The 20206-nt window shown below is 44.8% G+C and carries 20 protein-coding genes and 2 tRNA genes; 5 read left to right on the top strand and 17 right to left on the bottom strand.

All coding sequences use genetic code 11. From position 1 onward, the window contains the following. Window positions 1-129: 129 nt before the first annotated feature. The 3 genes from AC58QD_RS12195 to AC58QD_RS12205 form a co-directional block, all read right to left on the bottom strand. Window positions 130-1626 (bottom strand): oligosaccharide flippase family protein, encoded by a 1497-nt coding sequence (locus AC58QD_RS12195; protein ID WP_497333487.1) that lies wholly within the window; start codon window positions 1624-1626, stop codon window positions 130-132. Window positions 1627-1710: 84 nt separating this feature from the next. After that, window positions 1711-2868 carry an amidase domain-containing protein gene (locus tag AC58QD_RS12200; RefSeq protein WP_497333489.1) on the bottom strand — a complete coding sequence of 386 codons (1158 nt, stop codon included), beginning with the start codon at window positions 2866-2868 and terminating at the stop codon, window positions 1711-1713. Window positions 2869-3496: 628 nt separating this feature from the next. After that, entirely contained in the window at window positions 3497-3667 is a 171-nt protein-coding gene (locus AC58QD_RS12205; protein WP_497333491.1) for a Spo0E family sporulation regulatory protein-aspartic acid phosphatase, read from the bottom strand. A gap of 195 nt (window positions 3668-3862) precedes the next feature. On the opposite strand from AC58QD_RS12205, the gene AC58QD_RS12210 reads away from it, so the two are divergent. The 3 genes from AC58QD_RS12210 (at window position 3863) to AC58QD_RS12220 (ending at window position 4992) form a co-directional block, all read left to right on the top strand. Next, window positions 3863-4093: a hypothetical protein gene (locus AC58QD_RS12210; RefSeq protein WP_497333493.1), complete on the top strand. Its 231-nt coding sequence runs from the start codon at window positions 3863-3865 to the stop codon at window positions 4091-4093. 33 nt (window positions 4094-4126) lie between these two features. Beyond that, window positions 4127-4501, top strand: coding sequence for a hypothetical protein (locus AC58QD_RS12215; protein ID WP_497333495.1), 375 nt, complete (start codon window positions 4127-4129; stop codon window positions 4499-4501). A 317-nt stretch (window positions 4502-4818) separates the two neighbouring features. Continuing rightward, complete coding sequence (locus AC58QD_RS12220; RefSeq protein ID WP_497333497.1) at window positions 4819-4992, top strand: hypothetical protein; 174 nt, start codon at window positions 4819-4821, stop codon at window positions 4990-4992. On the opposite strand, the gene AC58QD_RS12225 is transcribed toward AC58QD_RS12220, so the two are convergent. The 4 genes from AC58QD_RS12225 to ssuE all read right to left on the bottom strand — a co-directional run bounded on the left by AC58QD_RS12225 (window position 4983) and on the right by ssuE (window position 7399). Then, a complete protein-coding gene (locus AC58QD_RS12225; protein ID WP_497333499.1) occupies window positions 4983-5969 on the bottom strand; it encodes a 3'-5' exoribonuclease YhaM family protein in 987 nt (328 codons plus the stop codon). The two genes, AC58QD_RS12220 and AC58QD_RS12225, sit on opposite strands and share 10 nt — an antisense overlap. A 176-nt stretch (window positions 5970-6145) precedes the next feature. Beyond that, window positions 6146-6379, bottom strand: a complete 234-nt coding sequence (locus AC58QD_RS12230) for a hypothetical protein (protein WP_497333501.1) — start codon at window positions 6377-6379, stop codon at window positions 6146-6148. A 136-nt stretch (window positions 6380-6515) separates the two neighbouring features. Continuing rightward, entirely contained in the window at window positions 6516-6722 is a 207-nt protein-coding gene (locus AC58QD_RS12235; protein WP_497333503.1) for a hypothetical protein, read from the bottom strand. A 113-nt stretch (window positions 6723-6835) separates the two neighbouring features. After that, the gene (gene ssuE, locus AC58QD_RS12240) at window positions 6836-7399 is read right to left on the bottom strand and encodes an NADPH-dependent FMN reductase (protein ID WP_497333505.1); all 564 of its coding nucleotides are present in this window, start codon (window positions 7397-7399) and stop codon (window positions 6836-6838) included. Window positions 7400-7653: 254 nt separating this feature from the next. On the opposite strand from ssuE, the gene AC58QD_RS12245 reads away from it, so the two are divergent. Then, the gene (locus AC58QD_RS12245) at window positions 7654-7809 is read left to right on the top strand and encodes a hypothetical protein (RefSeq protein WP_497333507.1); all 156 of its coding nucleotides are present in this window, start codon (window positions 7654-7656) and stop codon (window positions 7807-7809) included. 77 nt (window positions 7810-7886) lie between these two features. Here the strand turns inward: AC58QD_RS12245 and AC58QD_RS12250 are convergent, their stop codons facing one another. Beyond that, window positions 7887-8039 (bottom strand): hypothetical protein, encoded by a 153-nt coding sequence (locus tag AC58QD_RS12250; protein ID WP_497333509.1) that lies wholly within the window; start codon window positions 8037-8039, stop codon window positions 7887-7889. A 126-nt stretch (window positions 8040-8165) separates the two neighbouring features. Here AC58QD_RS12250 and AC58QD_RS12255 point away from each other — a divergent pair, with 126 nt between their 5' ends. Beyond that, window positions 8166-9116: an S-layer homology domain-containing protein gene (locus AC58QD_RS12255; protein ID WP_497333511.1), complete on the top strand. Its 951-nt coding sequence runs from the start codon at window positions 8166-8168 to the stop codon at window positions 9114-9116. Window positions 9117-9287: 171 nt separating this feature from the next. Here AC58QD_RS12255 and AC58QD_RS12260 read toward each other — a convergent pair. The 9 genes from AC58QD_RS12260 to AC58QD_RS12300 form a co-directional block, all read right to left on the bottom strand. After that, window positions 9288-9364, bottom strand: a tRNA-Ile gene (locus AC58QD_RS12260). Window positions 9365-9379: 15 nt separating this feature from the next. Then, window positions 9380-9456: transfer RNA gene (locus AC58QD_RS12265), tRNA-Met, on the bottom strand. 89 nt (window positions 9457-9545) lie between these two features. Continuing rightward, window positions 9546-10667, bottom strand: a complete 1122-nt coding sequence (locus AC58QD_RS12270) for a Gfo/Idh/MocA family protein (protein WP_497333513.1) — start codon at window positions 10665-10667, stop codon at window positions 9546-9548. 99 nt (window positions 10668-10766) lie between these two features. Continuing rightward, window positions 10767-11630 (bottom strand): helix-turn-helix transcriptional regulator, encoded by an 864-nt coding sequence (locus AC58QD_RS12275; protein WP_497333515.1) that lies wholly within the window; start codon window positions 11628-11630, stop codon window positions 10767-10769. A 15-nt stretch (window positions 11631-11645) separates the two neighbouring features. Continuing rightward, complete coding sequence (locus AC58QD_RS12280) at window positions 11646-11810, bottom strand: hypothetical protein (RefSeq protein ID WP_497333517.1); 165 nt, start codon at window positions 11808-11810, stop codon at window positions 11646-11648. Window positions 11811-11897: 87 nt separating this feature from the next. Next, window positions 11898-14987 carry an efflux RND transporter permease subunit gene (locus tag AC58QD_RS12285; RefSeq protein ID WP_497333519.1) on the bottom strand — a complete coding sequence of 1030 codons (3090 nt, stop codon included), beginning with the start codon at window positions 14985-14987 and terminating at the stop codon, window positions 11898-11900. 184 nt (window positions 14988-15171) lie between these two features. Then, the gene (locus AC58QD_RS12290; RefSeq protein ID WP_497333521.1) at window positions 15172-17751 is read right to left on the bottom strand and encodes a hypothetical protein; all 2580 of its coding nucleotides are present in this window, start codon (window positions 17749-17751) and stop codon (window positions 15172-15174) included. Window positions 17752-17794: 43 nt separating this feature from the next. Then, window positions 17795-19318: an ABC transporter substrate-binding protein gene (locus AC58QD_RS12295; RefSeq protein ID WP_497333523.1), complete on the bottom strand. Its 1524-nt coding sequence runs from the start codon at window positions 19316-19318 to the stop codon at window positions 17795-17797. Between the two features lie 3 nt (window positions 19319-19321). Beyond that, on the bottom strand, window positions 19322-20206 hold the full coding sequence (locus AC58QD_RS12300) for an ABC transporter ATP-binding protein (RefSeq protein ID WP_497333525.1): 885 nt from the start codon (window positions 20204-20206) through the stop codon (window positions 19322-19324).

The following is a 20206-nucleotide window of genomic DNA, read 5'->3' on the forward strand; positions in this document are numbered from 1 at the left end:
GGTAAAAATGTGTGTTAGACAAGAGCCTTTGTAAATAATAAGTTCGGGATAAAGACTTGCCCTTAAGCTAAAGACGGATTCGGGCCACTTGAGACAGCTCCCTTTATTGACTTTCATTCATATCATCTTTTATTTGAATACCTTATTTCCCAAAAAAACTCCCGCAACGGCATACGCCAAAACCATTTTAATGATATCAAGGAAAGATCGTCCTACATGAAGCCCGGATAAAATAAAATGTACCCCAAACAAGATGATTGATATGTATACCAATAATTGTACGGTTTCAAAAAATGCGGGTCTCATGGGGACCCTTATTCGATATGTAATTCCCAACACCGACAAATTCCATAATGCAGCAACTGTTTCCAATATAAGCAGGCCAATTATTGCACCTGTGTAACCGAATCCTGGAATCCCGATTAAATAGAAATTGCAAAGCGCCGATATGACGATCGCCGCTACCATTCCAAAAAGAGGCTGCCGTTTATTGCCTCTTGCCCATAAGATGACTGTAGTTAGTTCTCGGAATCCGGCAATCACTGGAACCACCGCCATACATCGGATAGCTTTTGCAGCCGAAAGGTCGGAAAAGAAAAGGCTTGACAGTGCGTCAGCGAACATAAATAAGAAGCAGGAGGAGACGATGCCCCATATCCAGCATAATCGCAGAGCAAATTCGGACCGGCTTATAAACGTTTTCCTCCTGCCTTCTGTCCAATCGGACACAAGCTTGGTTGATAAAGTATAGGCCAACGCAGTTGTCACGAGAGTGGGCATATAGACGACCAGCCCTCCCATACCCGTAAGCTCCCCGAAAATAGAAACCGCTTCAGATTGACTGTATCCCGAAGATTGCAATCGCTGAGGAACGATATAGGCATCTAGAAAATCAGAAAGGGGAATGATGAAACGAGCAGCGGAGACCGAAAGAGAAGAATATAAAAACAATTCAATTTCCTTACGGCCGCCTTTACTCTGGTTCCCATTAGTCAAGCCGCCTAACTCATGCACGGGAAATGCTTTAACCAATATTAGTAAATAACAGAGCGCGGCGACTGCTCCGGCGAATGGTGCAAGCATAGCTCCGCCAACTGCATAAGACTGCCCATACGGGAACCATAAGTAAACTAGGATAGCCATTACGGATAGGCGAACCGCTTGCTCTATCAATTCGGAGAACGCAATCGGAACATGATGGTCCCTACCCTGCATAAATCCCCGAAGTAGGCTGAGAAACGGAACGATACAAATCGCTGGTGCTACGCAGCGAATTGAAAACTCAAGCTGTTCATTACCGAGATAACGGGCTAAGTCGCCCGATAGCTGAAAACAAATCAAGCCTACTGCGATCCCGAACAATACGAGGAACGCAGCCAGAATCTTAAATAAACGCCATCCAAGTGAATGGTTTTGGGCAGTAGTTAGCGCAAGCGCGGTGGGCAAACCTCCAGAAGTAAGCGTTAAGCTAAACCCAAAAAACGCGTAGGCCATCTGATATAATCCAGTTCCTTCCGGACCCAAAAAACGGATAAGAGGTATTCGTGCAAGTATCCCTAAAAGTTTAACCAACAATAAAATACCCGATCGGTATAGCATATGTTTAATCAGCGTGCCTGAACTCACAACTTCACCTCATCACCGATCTTGTCCTACCCCTTTTTCCATTGTATTAGCGGTAGCTGTCGGTTATGTGCGTTGTGATTCCAACTAATCTTGTATATGAATCAACAAATACTTGGTATTTAGGTCCCATCCCAAATCGAAAGGAACACGGAACCGGTCTGCGGTATGGCAATTTACCAAAGGATAGCCCTTATCGTCCAAGCCGACGAAGACTGCAAAATGATCCACGTCTCCCGACAATTCATATGCGATTAAATCCCCAGGCTGAAGGCTTCGAATGGCTCCTTCTGGATACTTATCCGATGAATTCATAATTTGCTTATAGGTCCCTTTACTAACGAGACGACCATATCCGCTATTCAGAAGAAAATCTTTAAATTTGTCGGTATTCAACCAAGTGTGGCTTCCACCTGATTTATTCCAATACCGCCACCCTCTAGTCATGTTCAAGCCTCCGCCATCTACCGGGTCACCAATTACCTGTGATGCAAAATTGGTACAGTCCCCTCCCAAGCTGGTGTAATCCCGGTATTTGCTGTTATAACGATTGTCGTTCCCCGCTCCCCATGCAGCACCCGCATATTTATTTGCATAAGCAACCGCTTGCTCCCGATTGAAACGTAGGCGAGATTTTATTGTAGAATCGTCAGCTACGGATGTCTCGATATGTTCCGGCACGGCATAGGTATCGTCGTTTTCTTTCCCCTCCATGGTTGGAATAAGATCTGGATTTTCGTCAAATGGATCAGAATACCACTCGCTTCGAACGAACCATTGATCTCCTCTCTTTTCCAGTTTCAACGCATGACGGGTCCCAACTCCAAAATGTTGCGGCTCCATTTCCTTCTGATCGTACTGATAAGATAAATTTAGAGATTGAATGACAGAAACACGGATCATGGCCCCTTCTTTTTTGAGGCGGGTGACACGGATTGAATTTTGTGCGGAACTAAACTGGATATGTCTTAATTCGGCCCATTTTTGAATATATTTGCTACGTGCAAGCTCTCGATCCTTCGCGTACTTACTCATTTTTTCATTATCCATGTAATACTCGGACAAGAGACTTACATCTGTATGCAACAAAAGATGTGCTCTTGTTTCATATAACCTTTGTAAAAAAGCGCGGATTTCTTGGTCTTCCTCAGAATCTGCTGCAACCGCTGCTGAAGCGCAACATAAGAACAGGAGAAGGAAACCTATCCCAAATCCTTTTGCATTCAGATGCTTCACCCCAATCATATTATTCATTCCTTAGCTAAGCGTTAAGCTCCAAGTTGATCCTCTTTTTTTGCATGGTGAAAAACTACGTTAATTATTTCCCTTAACTAAATTTGTTATTCCTTCTCGGGTTCAGCGTAAATCTCTATTTATTCAGGATGCTTTCGTGGTTATTGAATAAAAAAAGATCAGGAAAAATTATCCTGACCTTTTAAAAGATGGATACTTAAAAAATGAACCTTCGCACAAAAACCAGGACATTCCGTCTAGATGACACAATACGGAATCCGTTCCTCAAAAGACAGCGTTCAGCAAAAAACACACGTCTGCCGATGAATAAGAATCGGTTACACGGTCTAGCACTGCCAAATACTCGGACAGCTATAATAATTCTGCGTCCAGTTATTCTGCTGCGTCTAAACACAATTTTTACAACATCAGTTATTATGCCAGACATATCAATCACCTCGATTTCCTATAAGTTACTATAGAGAATGCGAGATTAACTAGAAAGGTAACTGATACATATCCAAGAGCCATACAAATCCACTCATGACCCTATAGAATAATCGCGAAAATGGCCGGATTTTTAAACAAACGCAAAATCAGCCAATTATGGTAAAAGTATCACAGTCTCAACACAAGCCTATTACCTATAAAAACGAAGGATAACGCGATCTATCCTCTGACTTATTGCAACAACATCAGGATCAACAAGACTTTTCCCTTCATTTACTAAGTTATTTAATTGTACTTTCAATCTCTCAAGTTCTTCTTGAAGGCACTGTTTTTTCAAATTTATTTTCACCTGTATTTTCATATTAACTAGGTAGAATTATAAGCTTTTTATGGTATTACTTACCATCTAAACTAAAGCGTGCGAATTATTATTGACAACTTGGTAAAGCTTTATGAATAAAGTTCAAGTCTGATGAAGAAAATAAATGTTGTTGTTTCTTTGTGAGGGAGTTATGCATGCAGGACTTATGAAAATCACATTCGAAGGAGAAAAACATTGAATCGATTGTCAGAAATATTAGCAAATCACAGAAATCTTGAAGATTTATTGTCATTATTTAAACATTACAGCGTGAATGCAGAATTTGTTGCAGCCTCTGTTATCGGTCAATTCGACCTTAGAGCTAGCGAAGAAACCGAAAATAACGAGAACATGGATGCTGAAATAAATGGGAATAACAATCCAGATTTACTCGAGGATTTGAAACAATATTATGCCAGACTGTAATAGTGAAAATTTATTATAAGGGAGCAGTTAATAATGACGGAATCAAGCATCCTTGCTTACTTTAAGAGTCCTGAACAAGCGGAAGAGGCATTAAAACAATTACAGGCACTGCGTATAGTTGATAGTTCCATTGATCGAATTGATGGGTATCCTGGAGATGGAAATGAGCGTATCATGAACCCGCTGAATAGTGATTTTCCAAGTCTGGGTTATTTAACGCTTGGCGGTGATTTTTCAGATCGGAACGCCGCCATTTTGGCAGCTACAAGCGTCAGCGCAAGCGGAATGAGTTCTGGAGGTCCGGATAATCAGATGACGGGTTTCGACATCTTGTTGACGGTCGTGTTAGACAAAGAGGATCACGAGCAAGCACAGCGTATTGTTCGTGATGCGGGAGCTTTGCAATAATTTCAACTGAAAATGAAGTTAATGATCTATAGGTCTAAAATAGCCCTGATATCCAATTTGGATATTTGGGCTTCTTGTTTTTATTCGAGGCCGTCTGCGCACTACTGTGGTAGTCGCATAGCAAAGAGCGCAGCGATAAGGGGGAGGACTTATCACCACGCTCTTCTAATCATTTCTTCCATCTTGTACTGCACTCATACAAATCGAGACGCGGTTTAGGCATGGGAATAGGAATTGCTCTTGAAACGCTTGGGATAATCCTCCATTCCGATGGATAATCTACATCATAGAAATCCATTCAAAGGAGAGACAACCAGTTGAGTGATAAACAAATAACAGACCAGACCGCCTTTGAGACGGCCGGGATTCCAACACCGCCTGATCAAGAAAATATCGGGGCTACAGACGGAATCAGTGATGCCATAGAGGCTATTATGGATAATATTGAGGATTCGTTCACAACAGATGAGGATTTAGACAATCAGGATTGAATCTTATCCGCCTCACCCTGCGCCCATTTCAATCGGTAAATCGCTTTATTATCAATCGCACGAATCGGTTGTGTCCATTCCTCGGATGGCGACAAAGATTGAATAGCATCCTCAACGGCTTGAAGCTTGGCGTCCAGCGTATCGATATAATGCAGCGCTACAGCTTCAGGCAGCTGCGGTTGGATCGGACTCCCCCACTCACCCTTATTGTGATGGGATAGTACCAGATGCTGAAGCACGATTATTTTTTCAGAGGCCACATCCAGCTGTAAGTGGATAGCCGCCTCCGTGATCCAACTCATCGCGATGGATAAATGCCCCAGGAGCTTGCCGGTTAGACTATAGTCCGTTACTATGCCTAACTCTGCAATCATCTCATCTGGTTTTGCAATGTCATGCAGGATAATCCCCGCCCTGATTAGATCCAGGTTCAAGAAAGGACGCTGCTTCGCAACAAACTCCCCCAGCTCCAACATCCGCACAATATGATAAGCGAGACCAGCATAATAGGCATGGTGAACCCCTTTGGCAGCTGGATAGTGAGTTAATTTATCCTTCACTTTAGATACGCAGAATGCCACAACGCTTCGAATCTCAGTATCCTGTATCGATGACAAAGTATTAAAGATTGTATTGATCAAATCTTGTGATTCAATCGGCGCTGAACGTATGAAGTCTGTTAAAGAATACCCATCAGTGTCTACCGCTTTGCGGATTCTAAATATTTTGATCTGAGGCCTATCTCTGTACAAATGCATAACCCCTTGAACCTTTACCAACATCATCGGAAAAAAAGTTTCTTTATCAGTAGAGGACACGTCCCATAGCTTAGCCGGGATTTCACCGCTCGGGTCGGCCAACACCATATCGAAGTAATCCTTGGCAGGATTCGAATTCGTCTGCTTGACATCCGCTTGCTTCAATAAATAAAATCCAGTTATTTCTTCTCCCTCAACCAAACTATTAATTAGTGCCATCTTCATCCCTCTGTATGTATATTTGTTATCCTAATGTTACTAGATTCTATTGAATCACGCCATGGATTGTATCCCTCGCAAAATAAAAGTAACCTATTCAATGGAAATGAACAGGTTACCGGATGATGTTAAGTAAGTTAGATCCACGTTGAAGGGGAATTATTGCAAATCATTCTTTAATCGGTTTCTTCTTCTTGCGCTTCTTCATTTTCTGCTGCTTCTTCGGCTTCTTCCGCTTCTTCTGCAGCGGCTACTTCTGCCTGTGCCTCCGCTTCATCAGCTGTTTCTTCAGCATCGGCTTCTTCTACTGCTTCGTCAGCAGCTTCTTCAGTAGCAGCGATCTCAGCTTCTGCTTCTTCCACAACGGCCTCTTCCACTTCTGAACCAACTACGTTTTCTTCGTCGCTCATCGAAATCCCCTCCAATTTTGCTTAGTTTACCTAAGCGTAATCTAATTATATCACCAGGATTTCAAAAATAATGTCGCATTATGAAAGCGCTTCAAAAACATTTTCCTACAAATTCCGCAATCCTTCTAACAGGTCCTTATTCATACAGCGCATCCTTTAATTTACTCGACATCGAGTTGCTCTTTTGAGCCGATTTCACAAGTAATTGGCGAAGTCTATTATTCTCTTCAGCTAACCTCTGCAAATCCTGATAAAGATCTGACAGCAAGGCTGCTGCTATGGGATCTGCTTGTTCCAATGCAGAATCAATTCTTGTTCTGTAGTCCCTAATGCGCTCATCCACTTAATATTACACTCCTATACTTTCATTACAATCCAGTTCCATTATAAACTGATTGATCAATAAAAAACCACTCCCGGTATATGAACTGCACCCATGAGCGGTTTTGGTCTTCCTTATATAGTTGCAGTCCTCTGCTTGCGTACATGCTGTTCTTCAATCTCCAGAATAAACTCCTCTGCTGCCTGATGCAATCTCACTGTAATCTCATCATCCAAAAGGGCTTGACCGTTCTCTCCCCAACTGACTTGTTTATCCAAAACGAATACCCCTTGCAGGATGTTTTGTGCTCCTAAAGCGGACAAGACCGGCTTAAGCGCATAATCAATCGCTAACAAATGAGAGATCGTTCCGCCAACTGCGAGCGGTAATACAATTTTGTTAGCAAGTCCTTTCTGCGGGAGCAGATCGAGGAAAGCTTTAAGCACTCCCGTATAGGAAGCTTTGTATACAGGAGTTGCTACGAAGACAGCATCGGCTTGTGCTACGAGCTCATTGGCGTTGACTATCGCTGCACTATCAAACTTGGCGTACAATAAGTCCTCGGCTGGAATATCTCTTACTTTGATCCAATCGGTTTGAATACCCGCTCCATCCAACTGAGCTCTCACATGATCAATTACTCCATGAAGACGTGACGTAGGGGTAGGACTTCCTGATATAATAACAACTTTTGGCATAAGCTCACTCTCCACATCTGTATGTAATTTACAAAAAAGAGACCCTGCCCCTCGCATTACAAGGAAAGAGTCTCCAGCAGCCTGGTGGACACGAATTAATTCATAGTAAATCACTTGGGATTATTGTAACACGCACTAATCGGAGACGTCAACCTAACAATACTCCATCAAGTGGAATAAGAAAACACAGGAGTAAAAAATACAAAAAATGCATAACATAAGCCATCTATTCAATATGAAAGGGGGTTGCGGGAATGGAAAATGAAAAGTACCGCTTCGCCAACCTTAGTGTTCATCCGGATCTGATACAAGAGATTGAAAAGTTGGAAAGCAAATGCAAAGAAAAAATTGGAGAGGACATCACTCTAATTGCTTACAGTCCAAATCAAGAATCGGCACAGCAAGTATAAGACAGAACAAATTGCAGCACACCAAATTACATAATGAAATGCCGAATGCAGATCTCTCTGCATTCGGCGTGTAGTTGTTATCTGGTACCTGGCCTTTTACGGTTCGCTGGATGTCCATAAGGATTGTTCATAGCTGCGTGCATTTCATCGTGTTTTGCTAAAACTTCTTCTGCAAACTCATTATTATGACTATATTTGTTGCTTTTATTGTTCTTGAACTTTTTGGCCATCGGTATTCACCTCCCATACTATAGGATTTCCGAACCTCATTCGACCAACACCTTGCAACCTTTTCCAACTTATGGCCGTTATTAGGGTGACGCGTCAATACAAACTATAGAAAGCAGGTGTTTAGCATGGCCAAGCGTTGGGCTTCCATTCTTGTTGCCCTAATACTTATTGTTGCTCTTCAATCCAACGTATTTGCCTTCTCAGACATCAAAGGTGATGCTGCTGAAGCGGAAATCCTCTCTTTGCGTGATGCAGGAGTAGTTAGCGGAATCTCAGCCGAATTATTTGCTCCTAAAGGTAAAGTTACTTATGCACAGGGTGTTCATTTAATTGTGAAGGGATTCAAACTGAACATTGATAACATTCGTTTTATCAAAGAGCCAAAGGCTAGTGACTATTTCACAAATGTGCCGGATGATAGCTGGTATGCGCCTTCTTTTATCATAGCTCAATTAAATGGATTATCTGTGCCAAAGGATGTAAATCCGCAATCGATTATGACACGTGAACAGTTCTCCCAGCTATTGTGGGAAGGGATGACCCGTAACGGTGATTTCCCAATGATAAAGATCTTTATCCAAATTGCCGATGAGGGCGATATCTCGAAGGATGCAATGAGCAGCATTCAGAATTTGCTGATTGCCAAGATCGCCAAGCTGGAAGATGGTAAGTTCAATCCGAAAAGGGAAATTACACGAGGAGAGTCGGTGCAAATGTTGCATAAAGCGATTCAGTTCGTGAAGGAGCATAAGCCCATTACACCCGTTGATCCCCCTGTTGATAAAGAAGTGACCATGGAAGTGACTAAGGTTACGGAAGCAGTGAACAAAGTAACGGTATCCTGGGGAACCAAACCAAACCCAGGATATACAATTGGTGTAGATCGTATTGAGTTTCAGGCTAACGGTGAAGCATGGATCTATTACACCACTAACCTCCCTGATCCGAACAAGATGTACCCACAGGTTATTGTTGAACCTAAGGTAGACACTTATGTGAGCTCAGAATATAAACCTGTACTAAAACCGACTAAATCCGCTGCTGAAGGCAGTCAAGATTCTAAGCGGATTGAATAGCTGCAGGGCACCAATAGAGCGGGAGGCTTGTTATAAACAGGCCTCCCGCTCTATTGGTGCTAGTGACCTATGGATGCTGAGCCGCATTCAAGTGGACAACAAGTAAAAAGCCTGCCGTAATCTCTAAGAGATCTCGACAGGCTTGTTCATTAGTAAGTATTCAAGTGTTAATGGTGGGCCCTGAGGGACTCGAACCCCCGACCAATCGGTTATGAGCCGACCGCTCTAACCAACTGAGCTAAGGGCCCTTCTAATGTTTGGGTTGGTTGCGGGGGCAGGATTTGAACCTGCGGCCTTCGGGTTATGAGCCCGACGAGCTACCGGGCTGCTCCACCCCGCGACATGTACACTGTAGAACACTTCTCGACAGCGACAAATAATAATATACACCAACCACACATCTGCTGTCAACACAAACCATACGTTTTTTTATGAACGAAACACCGACGTTTTAATCCGCTCATTCAACTGCTCATAGAAGGACTTCTCATCCATAGGAAGGTTAACCCAATTATCGGTCCAGCTTGACATAAGCATCGCATTGGATAACAACAATCCATTGATCCCTTCTTCTCCCGGAGCGATTAATGGAGTTCCTTTGCGAATAGCATCTACGAAGTTTTGGGTAATGCCCTTGTGGCTTGTTTCTTGACCGCCCACGGGCACATCAATCTTCCAACTCTCCGGTTGTCCGAAATTTCCTTTAAACGTTTGATTGAACTCTGGCTCCGGTGTACGCAGTCTCCAGAACGTAAGTTTGCCGTCCTCTACTACGATCTTCCCATTCTCGCCAACGATCTCGAACCTATTCGTTCCAGGTGTTTCCCCTGTTGTAGTGATGAACACGCCTGTAGCGCCATTCTCATATTCTACATAAGCTGTCACATCATCTTCAACTTCTATGTCGCGGTATTTGCCGAATGAACAGAACGCACGCAACCGCTTCGGTTCTAGCCCCGTCACCCATTGCCACAAATCCAACTGATGCGGACATTGGTTCAATAATACACCTCCGCCTTCACCCGCCCAAGTCGCTCTCCAACCGCCAGAATCATAATAGCTCTGTGGGCGGTACCATGTTGTAATGATCCAATTCGTACGGCGTATTTGTCCGAGCTCGCCTGATGTGATTAAATCCTTTAATTTTACATATAATGGATTAGTACGTTGATTGTACATCATCGAGAACACGGTTCCGCTTTTCGCAGCAGCCATATTCATCTCCCGTACGTGCATCGCGTGCACACCGGCAGGCTTTTCACATAATACATGCACACCTTGCTCAAAAGCCAGAATCGCAGTTCCTGGATGATCAAAATGACGATTGGCAATCAACACGGCATCGATGGTGCCTGATGCAAGCATTTCCTCAGCGCTCTCATAAGTGCGCACACGTTCTCCCCACTGCTTGGCAGCCCATTCCAACCGCTCCTTGCTAACGTCGCATACAGCGGCAAGTACAGCCCCATCGACTTCTCCGCGAGCCAAATAATTAGCATGTGACGTACCCATATTGCCTATCCCAACAATCCCTATTCTGACCTGATCCATGTGTAGCCCACCTCCTCTATCATCCTAGCATAGTAAGGAATAGATTCACTTATATATCATTGTACAAATCAGCAGGTGAATTTGACTGTCATTGCTGCGCTATGAATAAGTAGGTGTCGAATAATTCTTACGGTAATTCTCTGGTGTACTGCCTACCAGACTTTTGAACATACGGCTGAAATGGGAGGGGTGTTTGAACCCTGCCTGATACCCAATATCCGTTATGGACATCTTCTTCTCAACGAGGAGCCAGATCTTGGCCTGGTTAATTCGACGTTGATACAGAAAGTCAAATATAGTAACACCAGTTACTTCTTTAAAAATTTTGGACAAGTAGTATTTGCTTAAATGCATCGCTTCTTCCAGTTGCTCCAGATGCAAATCCTCCATGTAATTCTGCTCCAAAAAAGTGATCATATTCTGTACATGCAAGGTTTTCTCGGATACGACTTCAGCTAGAGCATCCATAGGCTTCTCACATAAGCTGTATATGACAAGAAGCAGCTCGAGAAAGACGGCCTGCAGACGCCGAGAAGACAAGGAGTCCTTGTCCTTGTCCTCGTCGAGCTTCACCATCCGCTCCAGAATGTTCTCCACTTCTACCCGTTCCTGTCCGCTCAGACGAAGCCGATGATTTCGGAGCTCCTTGAAGGGCTGCAGCAAATGAATCCCAAAGGAAGGTCCTGCTAAGCCTTGAGCATAGTCGGCATCAAAATGCACCGTAGTACGCTTGTAGACCTCTTCTGGAGCTACATGCGGGCAATGGAGTGTCATCCCATGCATTAGAATCAAATCCCCAGGCGCAAGCTCATACAAACGGTCACCGATTAAATATTTGCAGGAACCGCCATGGAAATAGTAGATCTCATGATGGAGATGAGAGTGAAATCCGTTCGTATTCGATATATACTGTTCGCTATAATTCGCTGTAATAGGTTCGGCTATTGAAAAAGTCGGCTTCATCCCAGTTCCCTTCTATTACAAAATATAACGAACCCCGAATCTCCCTTTCTTGGAACGAAACACTTCTACGGTATTCGGGCATTCGTAGCCGTAAACCCACCAATCTTCTTCCATACGCTTTGCCAAGCAGCCTGCTTGAAACTTACTTTCATATAATTTGACCCAATACACCCAATTCATATGGACGACCTCCTTAACGATTAAGCTTCTATCGTTAGGATATCCAAACCTCGGGAATAATTTACCCATTTTTATACCTTAACACGATTATAGAGCGGATTTCACAGCTGGCGCTTCTTTTTTAAGGAACAACCTCCGAAAGAAGCCTTTGATCTTTTCATTGCGTTCGTAAATGATTGGTACAATGACTAGTGTCAGTAATGTCGAAGTGGTTAATCCGCCGATTACAACTACTGCTAATCCTTTGGAAATGAAGGCGCCTTTGGAGAAACCTAATGCCAACGGGAGCAGGGTCATAATCGTTGCCCCAGCCGTCATAATGATTGGCCGCAGACGGTTCATACCCGCTTCAACCAGCGCCTCTCTCACGTTATGGCCTTCTGCTCGCAGCTGTTGGACTCGATCGACAAGCACGATCGCATTGGTCACCACGATTCCGATCAGCATGAGGAAGCCGATCAATGAAGTTACGTTCACGGATTCACCGCTGACTAACAGACCTATCAATCCACCTATAGCAGCGAGCGGCAGAGAGAATAAGATAGCGAACGGAGCGCTTGCATTGCCGAATGCGATTACCATGACAAGGTATACGATGAATATGGATGCTCCCATTGCCAGGAACATCTCCCTGAAGCTTTTGTCTACTTCATCCGAAACCCCTCTAACCTCACGGCTTACACCGGCAGGAAGCTCGACAGTCTTCAATAAATCCGATGCCCGGATGCTGATTCCTTGCTTGTCATCGCCTACAATCTTCGCCGTAATACTTACAACTTGCTCTTGCATTTCACGATTGATCGTATTTGGCGCATCAATTTGTTTCACAGCAGCAAGATCGCCTACACGTACTGTAGTTCCAAGCGGGGTTTGGACCGTGAGATTGGCAACTTGCTCCAAAGAGCCCTTATCTTTGGCGTCTAATTCAACACTTGCCTTATAGCTTAATTGATTCAGCTTCACATCCCCAAGTTCCTGCTTAGCGATCCAATTATGAATGCTTTCTATGACTTGAACATTGGTCAGACCGACCTGTGATGCTTTGTTGGCATCAACGGTAATCTCCAACTCTTTCTTTGCTCCGATCAAATTATCCTTCACTTCAGTGAGCTCCGGAACCTGCTTCATCTTCTCCTGAATAAGCTGCGAAGCTTGCTTAAGCTTATCCAGATCATCTCCTCTTAAGGAATAGGAGAATATATTGCCGCTCTCATTCTGCGGCCCAAAAGATATAATCTGGCCATCTACTCGACCATCCTGCGGCATGATTGCCTGGATTTGTTCTTTGTAGCTGGCTAATACTTCCTTGGCATCACTGCCAGATTGAACCTCAGTAATCATGTTCGTACGGAATGCTTGCTGATCCTCACCCCAATTGTACCCAACCATAGCTTCCACGAAGGTGAATTGTGCTTTGCCTTCCGCGTCTTTGGCGTCACGCAGCAGTGTCTCCACTTTCTTGGTCTGTTCATCGGTTTGACTGAAAGTAGAGCTTCTAGGCATGGTCAAAGTGAAATACATGGAACGATCCGACTCACTCTCAGGCATAAAAGCTACCGGCAGCAGCGGTACGATAAATGCAACGGAAGCTCCCAGTAAAGCGGCTGCTAACAACAGAGTCGTTACCCAATGCTTGAGCGACCAGAGCAGCGACCTTTTATACGCACGGACCATCGTGCTCGGTCTTTCAACATGAGGCTTGCTTGGCGCATTGCGGAGCACCATGATTTTGGCCAATACCGGTATTACTGTCAGGGCTACAATTAGCGATGCTAATAGTGCACAGACGAGTGTTAGCGCAAACGGAACGAACACTTGCCCCACAATTCCGCTAACGAAAGCGATAGGTCCGAACACCCCTACTGTCGTAAGCGTGGAAGAAGTGATCGCAGATGCTACCTGCTTCGTTGCAAGCTTGATCACGGATTCATTGCGCTGCTGCGCTCTTTGCAAGTGATTATAAATGTTCTCGATGACCACGATACTATCATCCACAACACGTCCAACGGAGATTGCCATTCCGCCTAACGTCATAATATTGAGTGAAATATCCATCGCAGACATAAGTAACAGACTTGCAAGTATGGACAAAGGTATTGACACTAATACAATGAGAGTCATGCGCAAGTTTCGCAAAAATAACAGAATCATAAGCGATGCCAATACCGCTCCCATGATCCCCTCTTTTAACATCCCTTCAATTGAAGCTTTGATTTCTTTGGCGCCATTGAATACGGTTTGAATCGTTACATCACTGTTAGACGTTTTCCACTTTTCTATCAGACTGTCTACTCCAGCAGAGAATTCTACTTCGTTAGCATCCTTGGTTTTGTACAAGTGAACGGCGATTGCAGGCTTGCCATCGTAACGGGTCACAAATTTGGACTCATAGATAGATTGTACAGAGCCAATGTCTTTGAGTGTGATGACTCCCTTAGCTGTTGGCAGATTAAGGCTCTCCAGCTTCGTCACGGTGTCCAAATCTCCGCGTACTCGAACCATCTGTGTATTCTGCTGCAGATTAACCGAACCGACAGGACTATTCGCCATGGAGGCACGGATCATATTAGCTACTAAAGCTGGTGTTAATTCGTACTTGCTCAGGGCATCGGACCTTAGCCGAATGTTCAAGGCTGCTTCCCGCACTCCGATGGCATCCATATGATCAATTCCATTCAAGGCCAGGAATTCAGGTGTAAGCTCGTCTTGGAATAATTCATCCAGCTTCTCCTGACTCATATTGGAATTTGCGAACACGGATAAGTAGTATACGGGACTAGAGGAAAAGCCTTCTGTGTAAACACCCGGCCTCTCAGCAGACTGCGGAAGCTTCAAGTTCGCTACAGCAGCCTCGGCGTCTTTCTTGAACGTATCGGGCGTTGTCCCCGCGTCCAATTGGACGAATACTTGTGAGAACGTATCCGATGAGGTTGAGACCATGTTCTTGATCCCGTTCAACCCTGCGATCGCCTTCTCAACGGGTTTGGTCACATCATTCAGCACATCGTTCGGCGATGCTTGGTAAGGGGTATGGATGCTGACAAAAGGGAAGCTGACATCAGGCATACTCTCGACTTTCAGTGTAGTCGCTGCGTAAGTCCCCCCTACTACTAGTAAAATCATTAAGATAAATACGGCTGCTGCATTTTTCATAGAAAACTGTGTTAATGAATTCATCCCCTGTTTCTCCCCTTGTTCCTGGATCTTCCAACGAATTCATTGTATCGAGTTTCATTCTGGAAATAAAGCCTCGTGAGACTGAAAATAATATCGGTCTCAAGGCGGAGTTGAGATGTTGGAGAGCTGTGACGGGCAGTAAAAAAGAAGCCCTGCAACCATTGTGCAGGACTCCATTTCACAGTTATTCGGAAGTGACGAACCAATTGAAGGATTGAGAAGCAAGCAGCTTCTTTTGACCCAGGAATTCGTCGTAGACATTGATCTTATATTGGGTTAAGTAAGGAAGCTTGATGAGGATGGCAGGATCTGATTTAAGTATCGATCTGGAATGCTGACCGACAGCCAGATTACCCGCAGCCTCGGGATCCGCATTTTTATCCAGTGTAAACGTCTGGCTGAATGTAACCCCACCGTTCACATCGGAGAATTCCACGATAATCTTATGCTCTTCTCCGCTTGTCTCAGCAAATGTATTCTTGCTAAGCGCATAATCGAATTTAAAGGCAAACTTCTCTGTCGTAACCATAGTAGCGCTCAATTGATTAATCGTGAGAGTATAAGGGAATATATCCATTTTGTTGAAATTCTCTTGAACCATCTTGCTCTCGCCCGGAATAGAGAACGTCACACCATGAATGTAAGCATCGGGAACAGTAGCTCCCTCTGCAAGCTTGGAATCTTTAACCCCTTCACCAATGATCAATTCCATTCCGGTAGTGTCAAAGTTAGGAGGTAAAGGTGTAGATACATTCAGAATCGCTTTGCCAAGCGGGCTGACCTTCTTCTTCACTTCCGCAAATTGGGCCGGGAACATCAGATCGTCTTTGGTCTTGAAGTAACCAACCAGCTTGCTGATGTTGGTGAACCGCTTCTCGAGATTCTCCACGCTGAGCTGAACAGCGAACAGACTGGAGTCAAGACCGTTGTAAGTACGTGAGTTACGAATACTAAGATTGGAATTACGCCCGGTTCCGCTTATTTTGTATCCTTCCCCTGTTCCGATGAACGGCATGGACATGTCTTCCTTATCATTCTTGAACTGCACCAGATCGTTCGTCTCGGTCTCCGATACTTTCTCCTGCACAATCAACAACAGCTCTGTGTATTCGTATGTGTACGGGATAGTGCCATACAGCTGAAAGCCTACTTTGTTGTCGCCTGCAACCGAAATTACACTATCTGTTTGTACGAGCTTTGCTGGTACTTTAATCGAGCCATCCAGCAAGAAATATCCTGTAAGCGCCGGGATAGGAAGGGCTGAGCTGCCTTTATTGGACAAAGACAGATCCGCTGAAACAATATCCATCTCTTCCCACGGAAGTCGCTGAACCCCATTAAAAGTGAGGCCATATACCCCGTTCTTATTAGAGAATTCGCTTGTCGTACCCACCTTGCCTTCATTCTGGGTAGGACTAGGCAGAGTGAACACTACAATTGGGTAGCGAAACCGGTTATCTGTTGCGCCGCCAGGCGCTCCTGATCCTCCGGCGCCGTTCCCCCCATTATTGCCTCCAGTCCCTCCAGTAGCAATAGGCTGATTCATAATAAGCTCCAGCTTATTTACTTGCACCGAAACGGGTATATTCACATTGAGTGTAATATCCTTGCTGCCTCTTGGAAGAATCGATAACTTATCCATTCCAGTCGCCGTCACGGGGTAGGATAGTCCATCCGCAGTCCGAATCACGAATTCATAATTAGGAACCGCTATAGACTCATTCCCTTCATTCTCAAGATGCATATAAACCGTTGTCTGATAACTGACATCATTCTTGTTCATCGAAACCCGACCAACCGATACAGCAAGCGGGATATCTCCCACCTGCACGACCTTCTTGCCCGTAATCGGAGTCGACGTATCATCCGTTGAGCTAGCTGGAAGCTGATAGAACGCCACCGGCAGTTGAATCTTGGCCGTAGGCTCCAACTCGGTTATGACCAATTCCCAGCCGCTCTCTGGTATGGTGGCGGGGATTGTTCCCGTCAGCTTAACTTCCTTGGTAGCACGCGGATGAACGGACAAGTCCTTCGCTCCGGAACCGTCCAGAGGGTATACTAACCCTTCCGAGGTTCGAATCGCGAATGTATACCCAGGGAGCAGTGCGCTTTTACTGCCAATATTCTCGATGGCGTACGTGAGCGATACCCAATACTGGTCCTCATTCTTGTTGACGACTAATCGGGAAACACCTGTCTTGAGCTGGGTGCCGCCGACATTCACAATTCTTTTCTCATCCGACAAAGTTAATTGAGTATAATCCCATGGTACATATACATCACCCAGGTTGCGTTCAAAATTCGCTGCCGAGAAATCCCATTGAATAAACTTGAACACCAGATCCTGAAGGTTGGTAGAATCATTCACTTTGGCGTAGAAGCTAATGGTTTCTTCCGATCCGGATGGAACACGATTCTTATCCTTATCTTTAGGCATCAAGTTCACGCTGAACTGCGTTCCTGCTACGGTCTGGAGTCTAACCCAGTAATCAATAAAAGAAAGCTCACGGTTATCACCGTTGTGCAGCTTCACTTTGAAGGTTACAACTTTACCGTCATCACCAGGCAAAACACTAGCTTGCTCGATCTGAAAATAGCTGTTATTAGAGATGTAAACTGAGCCTACCGATGCCGATTGAGCAATTTTATCCTGCTCGCTGTAAATGGAACTGCTGTCTGCAAATACTGGAACTACCATTGTTGTACTCAATGTAAGGGCTAATGCTGCGGTACAGAACCGCTGAACGAACAGACGTCGCTTCATGCTGATGACTACCTCCCAGACTCATCCTTAATAAATAACTGGCTTAATACGCGATGCCCGCTTTACCCATTCCCATCCCCATGCCCATATCAATCGGTGCATTAGGATTGTCCTTCAGCTTCAGGAGTGCTGCATCCCCTGCTGTTTGCCATTCCTTAAGCGATTCGCGAACTCCAGTAGTGCCCTCCATCGCTTTCTTGAAATATTGCATGCCTATACCTTGTACTTGCCCGATATAAGGCTTTTCCCGATACAATTTGTTCATCTCATTGAATGGAACAGGTGTTAAAGTGTATAAAGCCTTGATATTGTAAGTCAATCCATCCTTCGGTTGAATGTATTTCTTGCGGGCTACCATCTGGTTCTGATTCAGACTGCGGGACTTCAACCGCGCATATTCTTCCCCGTTTACAAATTTCAAGAAAGCCCAGGCATCGGGTTGATTCTGAGCCTTTGCATTGATGCCCATTACCCCATTCATATAAATGTTGCCGCCCTTGCCTTTGGCCTCCGGATGCGTAGGAACGGTTACGATATCCCAATCGATCGGAGTGAAGCCTTTTACATTGACTGCACTTTTGTTGGCATTGATCATATCGTTAATCTGATAATTTTGTACGATCGTCATAGCGAGACGGCCTGATTTGAACAAATCGTTCTGGAAAGGATTATACTCTTCCGAACTTCTCATCTTTCCACCCATCTTGCTCGGATCCATTGGTTCCGGGAACACTTTTTCCTTAACCAGTCCTTGCATCGTCTTCCAGACTTTCTCCCACTGATCGGAATCCACGGTCATCTTGTCACCGGCATCGTTAAACATACGCAGTTGAAGTGCATTCGTGTAGTAGTTATTCATTTCATGAAATAAATTATCCCCATAGGAATAAGTGTTGAAAGCAAAGCCGTATTTCCGCTGATCTCCTTCACCCTTGGATACCAGTTTGGCTATATTGAACATATCGTCCCAAGTCATATCATCCTTAGGATAAGGAACTCCTGCATCATCGAATAATTTCTTGTTATACATTAGTGCGCTTGAAGTGAAGCTCGGAGATAATGCATAAAGATTGCCATTCCCCATACTCTTAAGCCCATCAATCACAGAAGGAACAATGTCTGAGATATCAAACTTGTCTTTGGTAATCATGGGGTCCAGCTGTAAAAGCATGTTATTGTCCACGAGCTCAGGCAGCTGTGCCAGGTCAACCATCACAAGATCCGGAGGATTCGCTCCAGTCATAAGCTCCTTCAGCTTCTCCATCGGGTCTTGCTGCTTCTCCCCGGGCTTGGGCGGTGCGTATCTGTATTGATCGTGATCGACGATAGGCACAACCTCAATCTTGATGTTCGGATGGGCAAACTCGAACACTTCGCTGAATTGCTGACGGAAGTACTCTTCGCTTGAACCGCCATAATTAGAAGCAATTCTTAATACTCGCTCTGTCTTATCGTCCACATTGGCATCCTTGCCGCATGCGGCAAGCAAGGGTACTACAAGCGCCAGCGTTAAAGTAACACTCGTTACCGTTTTGAACCAGCTTCTCTTATTAATTCTCGTTCCCATTGATTATCCCTCCAGTGATTTTGGTGCTCGGATCATTATTTTTTCTCCATCAAATTCCATTGAAGCCTTATTCGATATCTGAAGAGCTTGCAAGTAAGCTTTGGGGATTTGCAACCGTCCGGCCCGATCTAAGACAACATATTCTTCATGCACATCTTGTATGGACTTGCGGCGATCTGCTCCTTCCCCCGGCTCCAGGATCAAATTCGGATTACGCTTGATAAATTCTGTGCTAGTCATTCCATCGCGTATAGCTACGACACGATCTACCTTGCTCGCCAACGATAAATCATGAGTAACGATTACGATTGTAATCCCTAACTCCTTATTCAACCTTCGGAAAATGTTCATGATCAGATCCATCGTCTGTGTATCGACGGATCCGGTCGGCTCGTCAGCAAGCAACAGGGAGGGGCGGTTCGCAAGTGAGATCGCGATGGCAACCCGCTGTTGTTCACCGCCCGACAATTGATACAGCTTGTTGTTCATTCTCTCGGCCAGGCCGACCCACTCGAGCAATTGCCGCGCATAGGCGCGATCCACCTTGCCTCCCAGCATCATAGGCATCTCGACGTTTTCCAAAGCTGTGAGATACGGGAGCAGGTTGCGGGCATTATTTTGCCAGATGAACCCGACCGTACGCCGCTTATACTCTACAAGTTGGTCATCGCTGATCTTCAGCAAATCCCATTCCCCTACTTTGACTTGACCGGCAGAAGGACGGTCGAGACCGCCCAATATGTTCAGCAAAGTTGATTTGCCGCTGCCGCTGTTCCCGATAATGGCCATCATCTCCCCAGCCTCAACGGAAATGTTAAGTCCTTGGAGAGCGACGACTTCAATCTCATCGGTTTTGTATATTTTGACCAGTCCGTCACAGTGAATCAC

Source organism: Paenibacillus sp. J2R1T-4, from assembly GCF_059692235.1.